A 17,678-nucleotide genomic window follows, 5' to 3' on the forward strand; every position below is an offset into this window, starting at 1 on the left:
GTGACAGCTTTGCGAATTATATCTTTACATATCTACCAATACGGAAAATTTTCCAATCGGACCTTTGACTTTTCCGCCTCTCCTGTCCAAGTCATCTACGGATTAAATGAGGCAGGAAAAACGACGATGATGTCATTTATTGAAAGCATGCTGTTCGGTTTTCCGAAAACGAAAAAGTATGAACCGAAAACAGGCGGTGTCTACGGCGGTGTTCTTGAAGCTGAACATCCTGAGTATGGGGTGCTGAAGATCGAACGGACGAAAGGGACTGCCGAAAAACTAAGCGTGTACACAGAAAAGGGCGAAGTAAAGCAGGGAGATGTTTTAAAGCAGCTGTTCCAGGGCACAGACAGGTCGTTGTACAAAGCCATATATTCGTTCGACGTATTCGGGCTGCAGGAAATTCACGCCTTTAATCGGGACAAGATAGGGGAATTTTTGCTCTTTTCCAGCTTGTTTGGTGCTGAAGCCGTATCAAAGCTTGATTCAAGGCTGACGAAGGAAAGCGAAAGGCTCTATAAACCAAATGGGCGAAACCCTCAATTGAATCAGGATCTGGAAACGCTTAAGCAGCTGGCAGTTAAGCTAAAACAGGCTGAAGCAGAGGAAGCGGGCTATCATCAGCTTCTCGAGGAAAAACGAACGCTTGAAGCCCGCCTTGCAGCCGCGGAAACCGAATTGAAAGAGACGGCGGGACATATCCGAATGATTGAGGGAGCGATTGAGCGAAAGCCGCTGCTAAATGAAAAAGCGACACTCGAACAGGTGATTGCAGAATTTCCGGAACACGCAGGACAATTTCCTGCTGACGGACTGCATCAGCTGGAAAAATATGAATCCCATCTTCACCCGAAATCAGCACAGCTTGAGGCGCTTCGGGTGAAGATGGCGGAGTTGGACAAACAGAGGCAAAAGCTTATCCCCGATAAAGAACTATTGGCGAAAGAAACGCTGATACAAGAGCTTTCGGCAGCGTTTCATATGTACCAATCCTGGGGAGAACAGCTGGCAGCCATTCAGGCACAGCTGCGCCAGACGTCTGCGCAGACAGCGGCAGGGCTGGAACAGCTCAATAAAACGGATGAAAATGAGCTCCTGAATATGAACACCTCATATGATTATGAATGGCAGCTTCAGCAAGCGGTGCAGCAATATGTACAGGCAAGAGACAGAAAACGGCAGCTTGACGAGACGTTTGAACTTGCCCGGCAAGAGCTGGAAGACGCGGAAAAGGCCGTTCGTGCCGCTTCGTCCGCGATTCTTGAAAACAGCCAAAGAAAAGATAAAGAAGCAGCTCTTAGAGCATATGATGAAACACAGGGGCAGCACCAAGAGCAAGCGAAGCTCAGAGAACAGCTAACGTTTTTTGAAAGACAGCAGGCTAAACAGAAAAAGACTGTCATTGCAGCTGGTATGTTGTTCATCGTTCTCTTTTCTCTGCTGCAGCAATGGATTCCCGCCATAAGTTTCGGCGCTGCACTTATTGTGTATTGGCTTGTTTCAGGAAAGTCGTCTTCTCGAAACAGCCGAGAGACAAGACAGCCCATGACGGATATTTCACCAGCAGAAGCTGAAATGCTTAGAGAAGCGTTATGGGAGGATGACCGCAATAAGCAGCACCTTCTCACACAGCGTGCAGCGCTCCAGCAAAAAGAGGCGGCGTATGAAAGGGTCATCCAGCAGTTTGAACAGTGGGAAGCCGAAATGGCGCCGTCCTTTACACAGGTTGAGCGTTTTATGAATGAGCTCGGATTTAAGGAAGATCCATCATTTTTGCTTGATGCATACAGCTTAATGAAGGATGTTAAAAAAGAAGTGAAGAAAAAGCATGAGCTGACCATAGAAGCAGGCAGGCTGAAAAAGCACCGGAGAACATTCGAAGAACGCGTCAGTATGCTTCTTCCCGTGAATCAGAGTCAGGATATCTCCATTTCGGACGCCCTTCACACATTGCGGAAAAACATTGAACGTGAAAAAGAAATTGAGAAGCAAAAAAAGGAAATTGAAACAGATATTCATTATACAAAGGAACAGATGCTTGAACTTGAGCAAGAAATACAGTATTTCCACGCACAGATTGAACAGTTATTTGCCGCGGCTGCTGCAAAAGACAGAGATGCGTTTTTTGCCATAGCCGCCATCAGCAGGCAATTGAAGGATACGGAGAACAAGCTTCATCACGTAAACGCACAGCTTCAAGGCGGGTACCCGGAGGAACTTGAACTGGCGGATTCCAATACGCTTTCTGAATTGAAAGATAAGCAATTTGTTGAGAATGAAAGAAAAGAGCGGCTGACTGAGGAGATCGAGCAGCTCCACAGCCAAATCGCACTGCTCTCAGTCAAACAGGAACAATTAGAGGCTTCGGGAATGGTCTCAGACCTCAAGCTTCAAACCGAAATGCAAAAAGAACGTGTGAAAGAAACGGCTAAAAAATGGGCCTCCATACAAATGGTCAAACAGGTGATCAGAAACAAATTGGAGCGGCATAAAAAAATCGAGCTTCCGCGCCTTCTGGAGACGGCAGGAGAATTTTTCCGTCCTCTGACTGACGGAAACTACCAAACCATTTATTTTTCCGAAACGGATGATTCGATCATGGTTATGCATCGCGATGGCACTGTCTATCATGCGGAAGAGCTGTCACAAGGGACGTGTGAACAGCTGTATACAGCGATCCGCTTTGCTTTGGCCGTTACGCGCCAGGGTGAGTCAAAGCTTCCGTTCCAGCTTGACGACAGTTTTGTTCATTTTGATCAGGAAAGGCTGAAACGTGTATTACATGTTCTGTATGATTTATCTGAAGGCGGTAGGCAGATTTTGTATTTTACATGCCATGAGCACGTAAAAGATGCATTTCATAGCAGCCAAATCATCCATTTGGTGTCATAAAAGAGGTTCTATAGCTGAAAATCGGTATGTGATATACTGGTATTATGTAAGATACGGAGGGAGCTTTAATAGAATGGCTAAAGGGATTATGCTACATGAGGTTGGCGAACAGGTGGACCAGTATCTATTGATTAAATCCTCGACGAAAGGGATTGCAAGCAATGGAAAACCGTTTCTGACGCTGATGCTGCAAGACCAGTCAGGCGATATTGAAGCGAAGCTGTGGGATGCCAAGCAAAGTGATGAAGTGACCTATGCGCCGCAGACGATTGTCAAGGTCGTCGGCGATGTTCATCATTATCGCGGACGCACCCAGCTGAAGCTAAGAAATATCAGACCGGTAAGCGAGCAAGAAAACGTCAATATTGATGATTTTTTAGAAACCGCGCCGATTCCGAAAAATGAAATGATGGATACCATCACTCAATATATATTTGAAATGAAAAATCCGAATATCCAGCGAATCACAAGGTTTTTAGTTAAAAAACACGAAGCTGAGTTTATGGATTATCCGGCGGCTACGAAAAACCACCATGAGTTTGTCTCAGGTTTGGCGTATCATGTTGTCTCTATGCTGAACCTGGCGAAAGCAATAGCAGATTTATATCCTTCTCTTGATCGTGATCTGCTTTACGCCGGTGTTATCCTGCATGATCTTGGAAAAGTGAAGGAGCTGTCCGGCCCTGTTTCCACTTCATATACGGTTGAAGGCAATTTGCTCGGCCATATTTCCATCATGGTGACAGAGCTTTCAAAAGCTGCTGAGGAGCTTCAAATCGATTCTGAAGAGGTGTTAATTCTTCAGCATTTGATTTTGAGTCACCACGGCAAAGCAGAATGGGGCAGCCCGAAACCGCCGATGGTGAAAGAAGCGGAAATTCTTCACTATATAGACAATCTGGATGCAAAAATGAATATGATGGACAGAGCGCTTGAGCGCGTGAAGCCGGGCGAGTATACTGAACGTGTATTTGCACTGGAAAACCGTTCCTTTTATAAACCGACATTTCATAAATAACTTAAAAAGGACTGATGCTGACATATTCAGCTCAGTCCTTTTTGATGCGTCTTTCCCGCTCATAACTCGTCTCATTCCCGCATATGATTAAGAATAAAGAATCTATGCAAAGGGGGAGGAGCCCGTGTTATTTTTTCCATGGTGGGTGTATCTTTGTATTGTAGGCATCATTTTCAGTGCATATAAACTTGTGGCGGCAGCCAAAGAGGAAGAAAAAGTAGACCAGGCTTTTATTGAAAAAGAAGGGCAGATTTATATGGAGAGGATGGAAAAGGAACGAGAACGCCGCAGTTCTCAGCAGCATGGAGAAGAAAATCAAAACCATTCCATCGCATAAAAAAGCTGTGCGGCTCAATGAGCCTGCACAGCTTTTTTATTATTTAGAACTGCTTGAAGACGAAGAAGTGCTGTTGCTTGTTGAAGATGTATTAAATGTGTCTTTCAGATCTTTATCTTTTACTTCGATGTCAGCTTTCTTCATGACTTTTTGAACAGCTTCCTGAACGGCATTGCTGTCATTTAGTTTTTGTTCAAGCACTTCAGATTTCAGTTCTTTTTTCATATCATCGTATTTGCCGCGTTCTTCTGTCTTTTTAATGATGTGGTAGCCGTATTGCGTTTTGACAGGATCACTGACTTCACCTGTTTTTAATTTGAATGCAACTTTGCTGAAATCAGCTATCATACCGTCTTTTGCGAACCAACCAAGATCCCCACCTTTTGAAGCAGAGCTGTCTGTTGAGTATTCTTTCGCAAGGTCTTCAAACTTCTCGCCTTTTTTCAGCTTTTTCTCTACTTCTTCAGCTGTCTTTTTATCAGCAACAAGGATGTGGCTTGCACGGATTTTGCCTTTTAAGCCTTCCCAGTACTCTTTGATATCGGCGTCTGTTACTTTGATGTTATCTTTAGCCGCTTTTTCTGTAAGTAATTCCATTTTTACTGTTTCCTTCAGGAAATCTTCACCATATTGTTTTTTTATGGTTGAATATTGGTCACCGAGCTGTGTTTTGTATTCCTTTAGTTTATTTTCCACTTCTTTATCAGTTACCTTATACTTTTTGTCCAACACCTTTTCCTGTGCCAACTGTGTGAGAGCACTTGCTCCAGCTGTTTTTTTCATATAAGTGTAAAGCTCGCCTTTTGTTACATCGCCTGCGTCTGTTTTTGCGATGACTTCTTTGTCGCCGCTGCTGCAAGCACTGAGAGCGAGGATGCTTGTAGCAGTGATAGCTGCTATTGCGATTTTCTTCATTGTTTTCAAACACTCCTAATCATTCCAAATTAAATTACCTATGCGTATCATAACATATTGTGGCTTTCTGTAAAAAGATTTTAAATAAAGGGCATTCGTCTAGTCAAACTTTTGCTGATGACATACTTATATATTGATCAAGAAAAGGAGGTATGTAACATGAGCGGAGGATACTCTAACGGATTCGCGTTGCTCGTAGTACTGTTCATTTTGCTTATCATCGTAGGTGCAGCTTACATCTACTAAGCAGCCCGAGGATCGCTTGCAACATAAGCGATCCTTTATTTTCACTAGCGCCTAATCGTTTCAAACATGAATTGCATAACATGTAATTGGTAAATAAAGCTTATTACAGGAGGTGCTATTTAAGATGGGTGAAGTATTTGCAGGCGGATTCGCTTTATTGGTTGTGTTATTTATTTTATTGATTATCATCGGCGCTTCTTGGCTGTACTAATCAACATAAAAAAGCATAGCTGCTTAATCAGCAGCTATGCTTTCTTTCGTATTTACACTGTAAAGGAGATCTCCACAAACGAAGAGATCAGTAAAATTAATATAGATACATTAATAAATCGGAATACCTTATCTTGCCGCTCTTCAGGAATCTCTCTGACAAGGCATAATGTATTGGTGAGCCTGTTTATGAAATATAAAATAAACACGGCAGCCACGATAAAATAGAATAAAATGATGGGAGATTCCCCCTCTCTCTGAACTGTCCCATATTACATTACCAAATATTTATTAAAAAAGATAGAATGCAAATTGAAAAATCGCCACCAGCACCAGGGTTTGACTACTTTTCAACAAGAATATCCAAGCCGTCAGCTTCCTGATCAATAAAAGCGGTTTTCGGTGCTTTTATCAGCTTGAGAGCCAGCAGGAAATCAGGCAGACAGTAGCCGGCGTGAATGCCCGAGATCATGCAAAAATAATGAGCGTGATTCGGAAATGCCAGTGCTGCGTAAAACAATACCGGTGTAATCAGCAAGAACGGGCTGACGAGTGAAATCAGCATTGTTGTTTTTGGTATACGTTTCCATGTGCGCATGCGCAATATGTAAAACTTTTTTTCTATTTTTCTTTTTTTGCAGATGATTGGCAGGACATGGATGACTTTATGTACAAATAAAATAACGACGAGCAAACCGCCGAATAAAGATACATATTCATCGCTTAAGCTTGTGCCAGGCCGCAGCAGCTCAAAAGCTAAAAAGGTAGATATAAAAACCAAAATCATAAAACATACAGCAGTTAATATTATGCGAACGGCGCCATAATCCTTCATGAGATTTATGGTCTTCCAGCAATTCATCAAAGTCATCCTTCCATACATCTTGAATAGAATCTCAAAATAATTTACTCCTCCCAAGAGAAAAAATCAATGCTTTTTTAAGAAAAAATATCATCCTGCAGGTATTTTTTTGAAACAAGCAAACAAACTGCGAAATATGGGGTTAGAACTTTCTTCTCAGTGAATTATCAGCTAAAATAAGATTAAAGATAGAAAGAAGTGGTGTGGATGGATTCGATGGATCATCGCATTGAGCGATTAGAATATTACATACAATTATTAGTGAAAACAGTAGATATGGACAGGTACCCCTTCTATGCGCTTCTCATTGATAAAGGGCTGAGCAAGGAAGAAGGGGAAGCGGTTATGAGGATATGCGATGAATTGTCGGAAGAGCTGGCAACACAAAAAGCGCAAGGATTTGTAACCTTTGATAAGCTCCTTGCGCTTTTTGCCGGACAGCTGAATGAAAAATTAGATGTTCATGAAACAATTTTTGCCCTGTATGAGCAGGGGCTTTATCAAGAGCTGATGGAAGTCTTTATCGACATCATGAAGCATTTTGATTAACTGTTTACAGGTTCGAGCTCTTCAGCCGGTTCATCCGCCGCACTGTCCTTTGCTTTTTTCTTCAATTTTCCGTTTACGCTTTCAAAGTCATTGTCAATATTGGTGAGTGACGTTTCGAAAATTTCCATAAAATCATCGCCGTAGATATGGCGTATCATACACATCATTTCTGCCACTTCAGGAAATTTTCCGAATAAATGATACAAAGGCTGTGAACCTTTAAAAACAGCGTTGCGTGTCGGATCAAATTCCTCAAGCAAGCTCCAGAATACCTCGGTACCTTCCTCAGTCAATTGGACATATGTGTTCCGTTTATCATTCAGCCGTTTGGAGAACCTTAAATATCCCCGTTCTTCCAGCTTTTTTGAAAAGTTGAATGCGGTTGATACGTGCATGACCCCGAACTTCGCGATTTCAGAAATGGAAGCTCCATTCAATTGATACGCAATCCATAAAATATGATGCTCATTAATATTCAGGTCATACGGTTTGAGCCATTGCTGCCAATCCTTCTCGATTGATTTCCAAAGCGCCTTGCTAAGCTGAGCCATTTTCTGGGTGAAGACCAGAGCTTCTTTCACATCATAGGGCGGTTCCACTCGATTCATTACGTCACCTGCTTCTCTTTTTCTTTTTCTCTATTATGCCAATAAAATAAAGATTAATAAAGATGAAAATGTAAGAATTTTTTAATAAATTCACAAACCATTGCGGCGGAAGGGTTTTTCGGCCAAAAAAAATACGGGTCCAATTTTGGCCCGCATTTTTTTCTTTTGAATAGGATATTAGTTTTGTAAGGTTTTCTCCAGCTGTCTGATTTTCTCTTCGATATCGGCAATTTCTTTTTGCAGATCCTGCTGGTGAGGCTTGATCTCTTCCTGCCATTTTTTAATTGATGTTTGGAGCTCGCCGCCCACGTCTTTAATAACATCCGTGCTTTCTTTTGCCGCTTTGATCAGCTGGTCTTTTAATGCAAGCCCGTCTGACTTTAAGCGTTTGATTGTTTCTTCAAAAGAATCATAATTGGTTTTCATTTTTTCACGCAGCTGCTTTCCTGAGGAAGGTGCAGTAAGAAGAACCGCTGCTCCTCCGATGATGCCGCCTACGAATAGTCCTGTTAATAGAGAACGTCCGCTCGCCATTACAATCACCCCGTCTTTTTCTTCAAAATAGGATTCATTCAGCATTTTTCATTTTTGTTGAAAGCCTGAACTTCTATACATAGCTTGCTTTATTTTAGCATATTTTTTAAGTGAAAAGGAGGGAGAAGGTTGTCTGTCTTTTTGATTGTATTATCCTGCATCACCCTTGCCTTCGCTTCAGGCGCTGTTTACTATATCAAACTTCTCAGCCAGGCTGCTTCTTATCCGCCCAAGAGGGTTATCCGGCAGAAAGCGCTTGTTTGTTCAACCGGAACCGCCTTTACACTATGTCTTATCTTTTTCACAAAACTCCTCGCTTAAAACATGCTGACATGCTGCGGGCGCTCTGTTCAAAAAAACCTCTCCCGGAAGCGGAAGAGGTTTTGTGTGACAATTATTTAGCAGCTTCCATAAAGCTTGAACGCCTTAAAATGGTTTGCACAATCGGATAAATAATGATCATTGAGATTGTATTCAGCACAGCGGCCGGCAGAACAACAGCCGCGAACAATGCGGCGAAACCGCCCGGTAAACCGACGATCAATAAAGCTGACGATAGAAACACAATTCCTGATAAGATGGTCCCGATCACTGTCAGCACAGCGGCTGCACCTGTTTTCCGGCTCTTTCTGAACAAGAGAAACAGGGAGAAGAACAGAAACGCTGATACGGGTTTATCAATGATGTTAGGGATCTGTCCGGCTGGAAACGCGGTTGTAAGCGCGGAAATGATTCCGGTCACGATCCCGATGACGAGTACATTTTGCACCCGCGGGAACAGCAGAATGCCCATGAACATCATGATCAGCATCATATCTGGTTTCATGCCGCCTAAAAAGGGCGGAATAATGGAATGAAGCGCTGCGCCGATAGCGGCAAACAGAGCCATAATGACTAACTCTTTTGTTTTCATATCTATGCTCTCCTCTGCTAAGCTTTTGCCCTCCAATAATATGCTCATCATTTATTGCGAAGGCTTTACAGAATGTGTTATGCAAACAGTATACCAAACGGACGGTTTGCATAGCCAGACTTTTTACTCATTTTCCTGCTGGAATTTCTTCATGAACGCAGCTAATTTTTCACAGTCTTCGAGAGAGACCGCGTTATAAATAGAAGCGCGGCAGCCTCCCACCGAACGGTGTCCGCCAAGGCCGATCATCTTCGCATCTTTTGCTTTCTGGACGAATGTTTTCGTTAATTCGTCATCCCGAAGCGTGAAGGTGACATTCATGCGTGAGCGGCTGTCTTTTCTGGCATGTCCTTTATAGAAGCCGTTGCTTTCATCAATACAGCTGTAGAGAACCTGCGCTTTTTGTTCATTGCGCTGTTCAGCAGCTTCCACACCGCCGTTTTCCTTGAGCCACTCCAGAACAAGTCTCAGCATATAAATCGCAAATGTCGGCGGAGTGTTGTAGAGTGAATCCGCTTTGACATGCGTGGAATATTTCAAGATTTTTGGGACGTTCGCATTTTCATTTTGCAGCCAGCTTTTTTTCATGATGACTACAGTCACGCCGGAAGGGCCGAGGTTCTTTTGGGCGCCTCCGTAGATCACATCAAATTTGGACACATCGATTTTTCTGCTTAAAATATCGCTGGACATGTCGGCTACGAGCGGAATTGGAGAATTCGGAAACTCCTGCCACTGAGTGCCGAAAATTGTATTGTTGGATGTGATATGTAAATATGCGCCGTCTTTTACATCCGTAAGGTCAACCTCTGGAATATAACTGTAATTGTCTGTTTCACTTGTAGCGGTGATAGACGTGTTCCCGAACAGTTTCGTTTCTGCCAGTGCTTTTTCAGACCAAGCGCCGGTCATCACAAAATGTGCGGTTTTTTCAGGTGTTAAAAAGTTCATCGGAAGCATTGAGAATTGAAGGCTTGCCCCGCCTTGAAGAAACAAGATATCGTAATCTTCCGGAATGCCCATCAGTTCGATTAAGAGGCTTTTCGCTTTTTGGTGCACCGCTTCATACTCTTTGCTGCGGTGGGAAAGCTCCATAACAGACATGCCGGATTCGTTAAAATCAATAAATTCTTTCTGTGCTTTTTGCAGAACTTCCAGTGGCAGCGCTGCAGGACCTGCGTTAAAATTCGTTGTACGTTCCATTATGATCTCTCCCTGTTTTCCACGTTAATGTATAAAATAATACAATTATCCTATCACAAAAATTCAGTTTTTTGATAAAAAATTAGAATTATCAAAAGAAATTGACGGATGTTTGCGAAATGTTCACAAAATAAAATAACCTCATCTTATGATGAGGCCAGGCGTTTTGCGATAGAGGAAGAGATGTTCTGCAGATCCTCCGGTTTATAATCATCAGCATGCGTTTTCCAAACCGCTCCGAATCCATCTCCTTTTCCGTAGCGAGGGATAATATGCATATGGTAGTGGAACACAGATTGTCCAGCTTTTTCGCCGTTATTGTTCAGCGTATTTAAGCCGATCGGTTCAAATTCATCCCGGATAGCGCGGGCGATTTTTGGAACAGCATGGAAATATTGTTTTGCTAATTCATCTGTAAATTCATATACATTCTCAATATGTGTTTTCGGAATGACAAGCGTATGGCCTTTTGTCACTTGGCTGATATCAAGAAAGGCAAGTACATGTTCATCTTCATACACCTTCGCGGATGGAATGTCGCCGGCAATAATTTTACAAAAGATACAATTCTCTGCACAATGCATGAGGGTTCCTCCTTATGAAATTGTTTAGTATGTATACACTCATCGTACCACAGAAATGCAGAAAATAGAAAACAGGATGAACGGCGAGCGTTCACCCTGAATGCAGAGGAAGAGCTTATATGAAGAAAATGTGTTATGCCTTTGGTAAGCACCTCATTTGTCAATAAAATGAAGACTTGTTTAATGCCTAACGATTCCTGCGATAAACACCTCATTTGACAATTTGCTTCATACATGAAGAATTCATCAATTCAGTGAAGAGAAATGGTTTGAGCATTGGACATGTTTATTTTCTATCCAACTGTTTCTAAGACGTCTTTGACAAACACCTCATTTTTCAGTTGATATGCTTTTCCTCTACAACTATTATGATGTCCAGAACCTGTCTCTTTATGACAGCAAATTCATCATTTGTTAAAAGGGAATTGTTTCAAATCAGGCCTTGTTTTTGGTACTATGAAGAAAAACACTATAAGGGGAGAAACTATGTCTCTGCTATCGGTAAAAGACTTGACCGGCGGATATACAAGGAATCCGGTTTTAAAAAACGTATCATTCACCCTTGAACCGAATCAAATTGTCGGCTTAATCGGGCTGAATGGTGCTGGTAAAAGTACAACAATCAGACACATCATCGGGCTGATGGACCCGCATAAAGGTTCAATCGAATTAAACGGTAAAACGTTTGCTGAGGATCCGGAAGGCTACCGTTCACAATTTACCTATATACCTGAAACACCTGTTTTATACGAAGAATTGACGCTGATGGAGCATCTTGAACTAACAGCCATGGCATATGGACTGTCAAAAGAAACGATGGAGAAAAGGCTGCCTCCGCTTTTAAAGGAATTCCGAATGGAAAAGAGGCTGAAGTGGTTCCCGGCCCATTTTTCTAAAGGAATGAAGCAGAAGGTTATGATTATGTGCGCATTTTTGGCAGAGCCTGCGCTCTACATTATTGATGAGCCTTTTCTAGGGCTTGATCCGCTTGCCATTAACGCGCTGCTTGAACGGATGAATGAAGCGAAAAAAGGCGGGGCGAGCGTGCTGATGTCAACACACATTTTGGCAACGGCAGAACGCTATTGCGATTCGTTTATAATTTTACATAACGGCGAGGTGCGGGCGCGCGGCACGCTGTCAGAGCTCAGAGAGCAGTTTGGAATGAAGGACGCGGCGCTGGACGATTTGTATCTTGAGCTTACAAAGGAAGACGCTGGCCATGAATAATATGCTTGATATTTGGCAGTCGCGGCTGCAGGAGCATATCAAAGAAACAAGAACATACATGAAATATATGCTCAACGATCACCTCGTCATTGTTTTGATTTTTTTTCTAGCGGGCGCTGCAAGCTGGTACAGCAAATGGATACGGGACATTCCCGCTCACTTTCCGTCCTTTTGGGTGATGGCCGTACTGTTTTCGCTCGTGTTGACAAGCTCTTATGTGCGAACGCTTTTGAAGGAGGCTGACCTTGTTTTCTTATTGCCTCTTGAAGCAAAAATGGAGCCTTACTTGAAGCAGGCGTTTGTCTACAGCTATGTGTCTCAGCTGTTTCCGCTTATTGCGCTGAGCATCGTTGCGATGCCGCTTTATTTCGCAGTCACACCGGGAGCTTCGCTCGTATCGTATGCCGCGGTCTTTGTCCAACTGTTGCTGCTGAAAGCGTGGAATCAGGTAATGGAATGGCGCACGACTTTCCAAAACGACCGCAGCATGAAACGGATGGACGTCATCATTCGCTTTGCGGCGAATACACTCGTTCTTTATTTTGTTTTCCAATCTGTTTATATGTATGCGCTTCTCGTCTATGTCATTATGGCTGTTCTTTATCTGTATATGTCTTCCGTAGCAAAACGGAAAACATTTAAATGGGAAAGCCATATTGAGTCCGAATTGAGACGAAAGCAGCGTTTCTATCGGATTGCCAACCTGTTTACTGATGTGCCGCATTTGCGAAAGCAAGCCAAACGCAGAGCTTATCTCGACTTTTTGTTGCGGCTTGTGCCGTTTGAACAGCGCAAAACATTTGCCTATATGTTCACCCGCGCCTTTTTGCGTTCGAGTGATTATTTGGGCATTCTTGTCAGATTAACGATCGTTTTCGCGCTGATCATTATGTATGTCTCAGCCAGCCCGCTGATTGCAGCGGTTTTGACTGTGTTTGCCATTTTCATTACGGGCATTCAGCTTCTGCCGCTCTTCGGCCACTTTGACCATCTGGCGCTTCAAGAGCTGTACCCTGTGAAAAAAGAAACAAAGCTGAAAAGCTATTTCTCTCTATTAAAAACTGCACTTAGTATTCAAGCGCTGCTGATGTCTGTTGCATCTGCCTATGCAGCCGGCTTGACCGGTTTTCTGTACGCGCTGATCGGTTCTGCCGTTCTGATTTTTGTTGTTTTGCCTGCTTATATGACAACCAGGCTGAAAAAGCACGGAAAGCTGTGAACTGAAAAGAGGTAATCAAATGACAGATAATCAGCTGCTGATGCAGGAAGCTTTGGAATGGAAAATGCATTTTTTGCGAAAGGATTCCATGTTTGAACGCTTTTCGAAGCGTGTCCAGACGAAAGTGAATGAACGGATTCCTGAGAAAATCCATACGGTCGTCACCGAGAGTGTGAGAAAAATGGTAGAAGCGACAATGGCCGGCTCCAATATCATCACTTATAAAAAGGATACAAGTGCACTGTCGCTCAGTGAAAAAAATGAATTGGCGAAAAAAACGATTGTTTCTTATCAGAAAGTGGCAGCTGCTGAGGGAGTCGGCACCGGAGCGGGCGGCATTTTTTTAGGCATTGCTGATTTTCCGCTGCTGCTTTCAATTAAGATGAAGTGTTTATTTACCTTGTCTTCCATTTACGGCTTTGATGTGAAAGATGCACAAGAAAGAATGTTCTTGCTGCTCGTGTTTCAGCTTGCATTTTCGAGTGACGATGGCCGTAAATCGCTTTTTTCTGTCATCGAAAATTGGGAGACGGAGAAAAAGAGCATCGACTGGAGAGTGTTCCAGCAGGAATATCGCGATTATATCGACGTCGTGAAGCTTTTTCAGCTTTTGCCGGGCGTAGGAGCGGCAGTCGGCGGAATTGCCAATTATAAGCTGCTTGCTCAGCTTGGAGAAACGGCAAGACATGTTTTTCATCTGAGGATATTAAAGGAAAAAGCCGGAGAATAAACACTCCGGCTGTTTTTTATAGCTGATGATAGGTAATCGCAGCGCCGGCAAGGACCTTGGCCGCTGTCAGCATGGCTTTTTCGTTGATATCAAATTTCGGATGGTGGTGGGAATAAACTCGATCTGGCTGTTCGGGAGCGGCACCTGTAAAGAAAAAAGTGCCTTTCACGTTTTGTAAGTAATAAGAAAAATCCTCGCCGCCCATTTGCGGTTCACCGTCAATGACCTGCTGAACGCCGTCAGTATTCTTTGCGGTGCTCACCAAGTGGCTCGTTTCGGCAGGATGGTTCACAACCGCCGGATAACCCTGTTCATAGGTGTACTCATAGGACGCGCCGTGCATGCTGCATATTCCTTTTACAACCGCTTCAATTTCTTTCTCTAGAATGTCCCGGACATTTTCATCAAAAGAACGCGCTGTGCCGATGAGTACTGCTTGGTCTGCGATGACATTAAACGGATTGTCGGCGATGAAGGAGCCTGTCGAAATGACGGCGGATTGAATCGGATTGACTTTGCGGCTGACAATGTGCTGCAAAGAGGTAACGATTTGAGAACCGATTAGGACGGCGTCTTTAGTATCATGCGGATGAGCGCCGTGGCCGCCCTTTCCGAAGACTTTAATCGTAAATCGGTCCGCCGCCGCCATGACGGCGCCGGGGCGGCAGAGAATAGTTCCGAGCGGCTCAGTTGCCCAAAGATGAGTGCCGAATATCACATCCGCGTTTTCGAGACAGCCGTCATCAATCATTGGCTTTGCGCCTCCCGGATAATATTCTTCTGCATGCTGGTGGATCATCACAAAAGTTCCCTTCAGTTCATGTCTGTTTTGGTGAAGGACCTTGGCCACTGCGAGAAGAGCTGCGGTGTGGCCGTCGTGGCCGCATGCATGCATGACACCAGGCACTTTGGAGGCGTAAGGGACATCTTTTTCATCTTGAATGGGGAGAGCGTCAAAGTCGGCCCTCAAAGCGACTGTAGGGCCGGGTTCGCTTCCTTCTATATATGCTAAAACCCCTCTGCCGCCAACGTTTGTGCGGATTGGGACTCCTAACGATTCATAATAGGAAGCAATAAATGCGGCGGTTTTTTCTTCTTGAAATGAGAGCTCAGGATACATATGAAAATGGCGCCTGATCTCAACCATTTCTTCAAAACAGCCGTCGAGCTGTTTGTTTATCTCTTTCTGCAGTGTGGATATGGACAAAGCCGCTTCCCCCTTTTCTATGCTTTTCCATGATTGTATAGAAAAAGTCTGAATATTTCAACTCATGCTGTTTTAAAGCATCATCACAGCTGCGAGGGTTGTCACCAAAAGGCCAATCGCGACGGGAATGAAGTTTTTTCTGGCAAGCTCAAAAGGATCAACTTTGCAAATGGCCGCGGCGGGAATCAACGCCCATGGGACCAGTGTTCCTCCGCCCACCCAGATGGCAGAGATTTGTCCGAGCGCGGTCAGAATAGCGGGATCGGCATGGAGAGCGGACGAAAAGAGCTTTGCGATGGAGCCGGCGAGAGAAATGCCAGAAAATCCTGAGCCGTCAAGGCCTGTTATGGCTCCAGCGGCAGTTAATGCAGTGGCGGCAAGCTCCTTTGACATAGGCATCATATGGGATAAAGCAATGCCAAGATCGTTGACAATGCCGTGGGAACCTTTAGGGAGTGAAGTGCCCAGTATGCTTTCATAGCCTGAGTCGCCAAGATAAAAGAAAGCGGCAATCGGGATGACGGGGCCGAAAACCTTAAAACCGAACTTAAATCCGTCAATAAAATAGCCGGTGATTTTTTCAAGCCCTTTATGCTTATACACGAAAAAATGAACGGTAAAGAGGATACAAATTGCAGACCCGCCAATTAACGCGGTTGCATCATTTCCTTGCAGGTTAAACAAGAGCATGCAGGCGATATCTGCAAGAAAGGCAAGCGGAATCAAAAAAGCCAGTATGGACCGCAGGCGTTTTGGCAAGTACAGCGAGTTGTCTTGTTCGCCGGAAAGAACGGGGGAAAAAGAAGCGGGATGCTCCTGTTTTTTGCGTTCGCGCTGAATCATGATAAAGGCAGCAGTTGTTGTTGTCACACCCATAATCAGCACAAGCGGAATACTGGCCGAGACGACATCACCGACTGGAATGCCTGCTGCATCCGCAGTCAGCTTTGGCGCCGCCTGAATGACAAAGTCTCCTGACAGGGCAAAACCGTGTCCGAATAAGTTCATGGCCATGGCCGCGGCAAGAGGCGTCAAACCGGCACGTGCGGCTGCGGGGAGCAGGACGGCGCCGATCAAAGCGACACCCGGAGAAGGCCAGAAGAATAGAGAAATGGCGAACATCAGGCCTCCAATCAGCCAATAGGCAGTCACAGGCCCTCTCACAAGGCTTGCAAAGGGAGAAATCATCGCTTCATTTATCCCTGTTTTTGTTAACAAATCACTCATTGAAACGATAAAGCAAATGATGAAAATCGTGGGCAGCAGTTCGCCGGCCGCATAGATAAAGCTGTGGAATAAACTGCTGACAGAAGCTGAAAGTGAATGGCTGGCCCATAGCGATATGATAAAAATGCCGAATAGAGAAATAAATGTCGTGTCTTTTCTCAGCAGCATAAATAGGATAATTGCACCGATAAAAAACACATACAGAACATGGACAGACAAAATCCCGACTTCCATCATCGATCACTCCTTCCGCTTACAGATTATTCATAGGCGGGCGGAAGGTGCCGGGACAGAGGGGAGGGTTATGATGGAAGATGAACATTGATCTGTTTCAGCTGCTCAATCGATGATGCCTTAATACTCTATTCGCTTTTTGCAGATGTTTTGGGAAGCATTCAGGAGAAAAAATGACGCACCCTTCAGCAAGCCAGTTTTTTCTATAGGCGATGATGCTTTCCGATGGCTCTAAATATGAATCATCCTCGTGCTGCATCTCGTAATCATCAAATCCGAACTGAAAACCGCAGCACGGGCAGATTTCATGAGAATGATTGCCTTCATGATCATATGGCGGTTCAGCCAATCTCTTAAACCCGCAGACTGGGCAAGTATGCTTCATTTTGCTTTCCTCCCAATAAAATAAGCTGCCGGACATGCCGGCAGCTATTCGACAGCGAAATATGTGGTGACATAGGAAGGCCGGGAGAAGATCGACGTTGTGTCAATTCCGGCAGATGTATCGCGTTTTTTGTGGGCTTCTTTGTAAGAACCGGACTGCTGCCAGTCTTGAAAGGCGCTTTCCGTTTCCCACAAGGTCAGAATGACATAGGTGTCACTGTCAAGCGGACGGAGCACTCGAATTGCTTCAAAGCCAGGCTCATTTTCGACTTTTCCCGCTCTGTTTTTAAATCTGTTTTCAAACAGCGGACGCCCTTCCTGAGTGACGGCAATATTGTTCAATACTGCAAAACCGGGATGCTTGATCTCTCCGACTTGGTCAATGACTTCATAAGCGTGTGGTGCCTGGAAAACGGTATCTCCGTTTGTTTCATGAATTAAAATGGCGTTTTCCTGCCCCTGCATCAAAAGGATATTTTCTGAGGGATGCTTCTCTACGATCGTTTTTAAAAAATCGGCTGTCCCATATGTAATATAAACCTTCATATCAGCCACCTCCTGCTTGCTAGTATATCA

Annotated in this window: 21 protein-coding genes and 1 pseudogene; 10 read left to right on the top strand and 12 right to left on the bottom strand. The window is 44.1% G+C overall.

The features are described from left to right. The 3 genes from sbcE to yhaL all read left to right on the top strand — a co-directional run bounded on the left by sbcE (position 1) and on the right by yhaL (position 4,247). A complete protein-coding gene (sbcE, locus tag NST79_RS05450) occupies positions 1–2,892 on the top strand; it encodes a DNA repair/recombination ATPase SbcE (RefSeq protein WP_212060135.1) in 2,892 nt (963 codons plus the stop codon). A gap of 73 nt (positions 2,893–2,965) precedes the next feature. Next, complete coding sequence (gene yhaM, locus NST79_RS05455; protein WP_003245698.1) at positions 2,966–3,910, top strand: 3'-5' exoribonuclease YhaM; 945 nt, start codon at positions 2,966–2,968, stop codon at positions 3,908–3,910. Between the two features lie 124 nt (positions 3,911–4,034). After that, positions 4,035–4,247 (top strand): sporulation YhaL family protein, encoded by a 213-nt coding sequence (gene yhaL / locus NST79_RS05460; RefSeq protein ID WP_212060133.1) that lies wholly within the window; start codon positions 4,035–4,037, stop codon positions 4,245–4,247. 39 nt (positions 4,248–4,286) lie between these two features. Here yhaL and NST79_RS05465 read toward each other — a convergent pair whose 3' ends face one another. Continuing rightward, on the bottom strand, positions 4,287–5,162 hold the full coding sequence (locus tag NST79_RS05465; protein WP_032725314.1) for a peptidylprolyl isomerase: 876 nt from the start codon (positions 5,160–5,162) through the stop codon (positions 4,287–4,289). A gap of 159 nt (positions 5,163–5,321) precedes the next feature. Between NST79_RS05465 and yhzE1 the strand changes: the two genes are divergently transcribed. Further along, a complete protein-coding gene (gene yhzE1 / locus NST79_RS05470; protein WP_003327753.1) occupies positions 5,322–5,408 on the top strand; it encodes a sporulation protein YhzE1 in 87 nt (28 codons plus the stop codon). A 124-nt stretch (positions 5,409–5,532) separates the two neighbouring features. Next, positions 5,533–5,619 (top strand): sporulation protein YhzE2, encoded by an 87-nt coding sequence (yhzE2, locus tag NST79_RS05475; protein ID WP_003155248.1) that lies wholly within the window; start codon positions 5,533–5,535, stop codon positions 5,617–5,619. Between the two features lie 52 nt (positions 5,620–5,671). Here yhzE2 and NST79_RS05480 read toward each other — a convergent pair whose 3' ends face one another. Together NST79_RS05480 and NST79_RS05485 are read right to left on the bottom strand one after the other, a co-directional pair. Beyond that, a complete protein-coding gene (locus NST79_RS05480; RefSeq protein WP_024571667.1) occupies positions 5,672–5,854 on the bottom strand; it encodes a hypothetical protein in 183 nt (60 codons plus the stop codon). Between the two features lie 107 nt (positions 5,855–5,961). Next, the gene (locus tag NST79_RS05485) at positions 5,962–6,480 is read right to left on the bottom strand and encodes a DUF3267 domain-containing protein (RefSeq protein ID WP_003245590.1); all 519 of its coding nucleotides are present in this window, start codon (positions 6,478–6,480) and stop codon (positions 5,962–5,964) included. A 207-nt stretch (positions 6,481–6,687) separates the two neighbouring features. Between NST79_RS05485 and NST79_RS05490 the strand changes: the two genes are divergently transcribed. Then, positions 6,688–7,029: a YhaI family protein gene (locus NST79_RS05490; RefSeq protein ID WP_009966921.1), complete on the top strand. Its 342-nt coding sequence runs from the start codon at positions 6,688–6,690 to the stop codon at positions 7,027–7,029. On the opposite strand, the gene NST79_RS05495 is transcribed toward NST79_RS05490, so the two are convergent. Both NST79_RS05495 and NST79_RS05500 read right to left on the bottom strand, forming a co-directional pair. After that, the gene (locus NST79_RS05495; protein WP_003239501.1) at positions 7,026–7,637 is read right to left on the bottom strand and encodes an HTH-type transcriptional regulator Hpr; all 612 of its coding nucleotides are present in this window, start codon (positions 7,635–7,637) and stop codon (positions 7,026–7,028) included. The two genes, NST79_RS05490 and NST79_RS05495, sit on opposite strands and share 4 nt — an antisense overlap. A gap of 177 nt (positions 7,638–7,814) precedes the next feature. Next, positions 7,815–8,171, bottom strand: a complete 357-nt coding sequence (locus NST79_RS05500) for a YtxH domain-containing protein (RefSeq protein WP_003245875.1) — start codon at positions 8,169–8,171, stop codon at positions 7,815–7,817. Positions 8,172–8,300: 129 nt separating this feature from the next. Here NST79_RS05500 and NST79_RS05505 point away from each other — a divergent pair, with 129 nt between their 5' ends. Next, positions 8,301–8,492: a hypothetical protein gene (locus NST79_RS05505; protein ID WP_003233238.1), complete on the top strand. Its 192-nt coding sequence runs from the start codon at positions 8,301–8,303 to the stop codon at positions 8,490–8,492. 73 nt (positions 8,493–8,565) lie between these two features. On the opposite strand, the gene trpP is transcribed toward NST79_RS05505, so the two are convergent. The 3 genes from trpP to NST79_RS05520 all read right to left on the bottom strand — a co-directional run bounded on the left by trpP (position 8,566) and on the right by NST79_RS05520 (position 10,871). Next, positions 8,566–9,084: a tryptophan transporter TrpP gene (trpP, locus tag NST79_RS05510; protein WP_003233236.1), complete on the bottom strand. Its 519-nt coding sequence runs from the start codon at positions 9,082–9,084 to the stop codon at positions 8,566–8,568. A 123-nt stretch (positions 9,085–9,207) separates the two neighbouring features. Beyond that, a complete protein-coding gene (gene serC, locus NST79_RS05515; RefSeq protein WP_021479639.1) occupies positions 9,208–10,287 on the bottom strand; it encodes a 3-phosphoserine/phosphohydroxythreonine transaminase in 1,080 nt (359 codons plus the stop codon). A 146-nt stretch (positions 10,288–10,433) separates the two neighbouring features. Then, positions 10,434–10,871 (bottom strand): HIT family protein, encoded by a 438-nt coding sequence (locus NST79_RS05520; protein ID WP_003233231.1) that lies wholly within the window; start codon positions 10,869–10,871, stop codon positions 10,434–10,436. Positions 10,872–11,357: 486 nt separating this feature from the next. Here NST79_RS05520 and ecsA point away from each other — a divergent pair, with 486 nt between their 5' ends. Genes ecsA through NST79_RS05535 form a run of 3 tightly spaced genes read left to right on the top strand, consistent with a single transcriptional unit; the run spans position 11,358 to position 14,050 of the window. Next, positions 11,358–12,101: an ABC transporter ATP-binding protein EcsA gene (gene ecsA / locus NST79_RS05525; RefSeq protein ID WP_003233230.1), complete on the top strand. Its 744-nt coding sequence runs from the start codon at positions 11,358–11,360 to the stop codon at positions 12,099–12,101. Beyond that, complete coding sequence (gene ecsB / locus NST79_RS05530) at positions 12,094–13,320, top strand: ABC transporter permease (RefSeq protein ID WP_212060131.1); 1,227 nt, start codon at positions 12,094–12,096, stop codon at positions 13,318–13,320. Before ecsA ends, ecsB begins: the two co-directional genes overlap by 8 nt. Positions 13,321–13,339: 19 nt before the next feature. Beyond that, a complete protein-coding gene (locus NST79_RS05535; RefSeq protein WP_033883054.1) occupies positions 13,340–14,050 on the top strand; it encodes an EcsC family protein in 711 nt (236 codons plus the stop codon). A 16-nt stretch (positions 14,051–14,066) separates the two neighbouring features. Here the strand turns inward: NST79_RS05535 and sndC are convergent, their stop codons facing one another. From sndC to hmoB, 4 genes and pseudogenes are all read right to left on the bottom strand, one after another. Continuing rightward, positions 14,067–15,257: a M20 family metallopeptidase gene (gene sndC / locus NST79_RS05540; RefSeq protein WP_212060129.1), complete on the bottom strand. Its 1,191-nt coding sequence runs from the start codon at positions 15,255–15,257 to the stop codon at positions 14,067–14,069. Between the two features lie 72 nt (positions 15,258–15,329). Further along, complete coding sequence (locus NST79_RS05545) at positions 15,330–16,721, bottom strand: hypothetical protein (RefSeq protein WP_212060127.1); 1,392 nt, start codon at positions 16,719–16,721, stop codon at positions 15,330–15,332. Positions 16,722–16,786: 65 nt separating this feature from the next. Beyond that, positions 16,787–17,103: pseudogene (locus tag NST79_RS05550) on the bottom strand (hypothetical protein). A 44-nt stretch (positions 17,104–17,147) separates the two neighbouring features. Continuing rightward, positions 17,148–17,648: a heme-degrading oxygenase HmoB gene (gene hmoB / locus NST79_RS05555; RefSeq protein ID WP_024572544.1), complete on the bottom strand. Its 501-nt coding sequence runs from the start codon at positions 17,646–17,648 to the stop codon at positions 17,148–17,150. Between the last annotated feature and the right edge of the window lie 30 nt (positions 17,649–17,678).

This window comes from Bacillus sp. PS196, from assembly GCF_037963555.1.
Lineage (GTDB): Bacteria > Bacillota > Bacilli > Bacillales > Bacillaceae > Bacillus > Bacillus subtilis.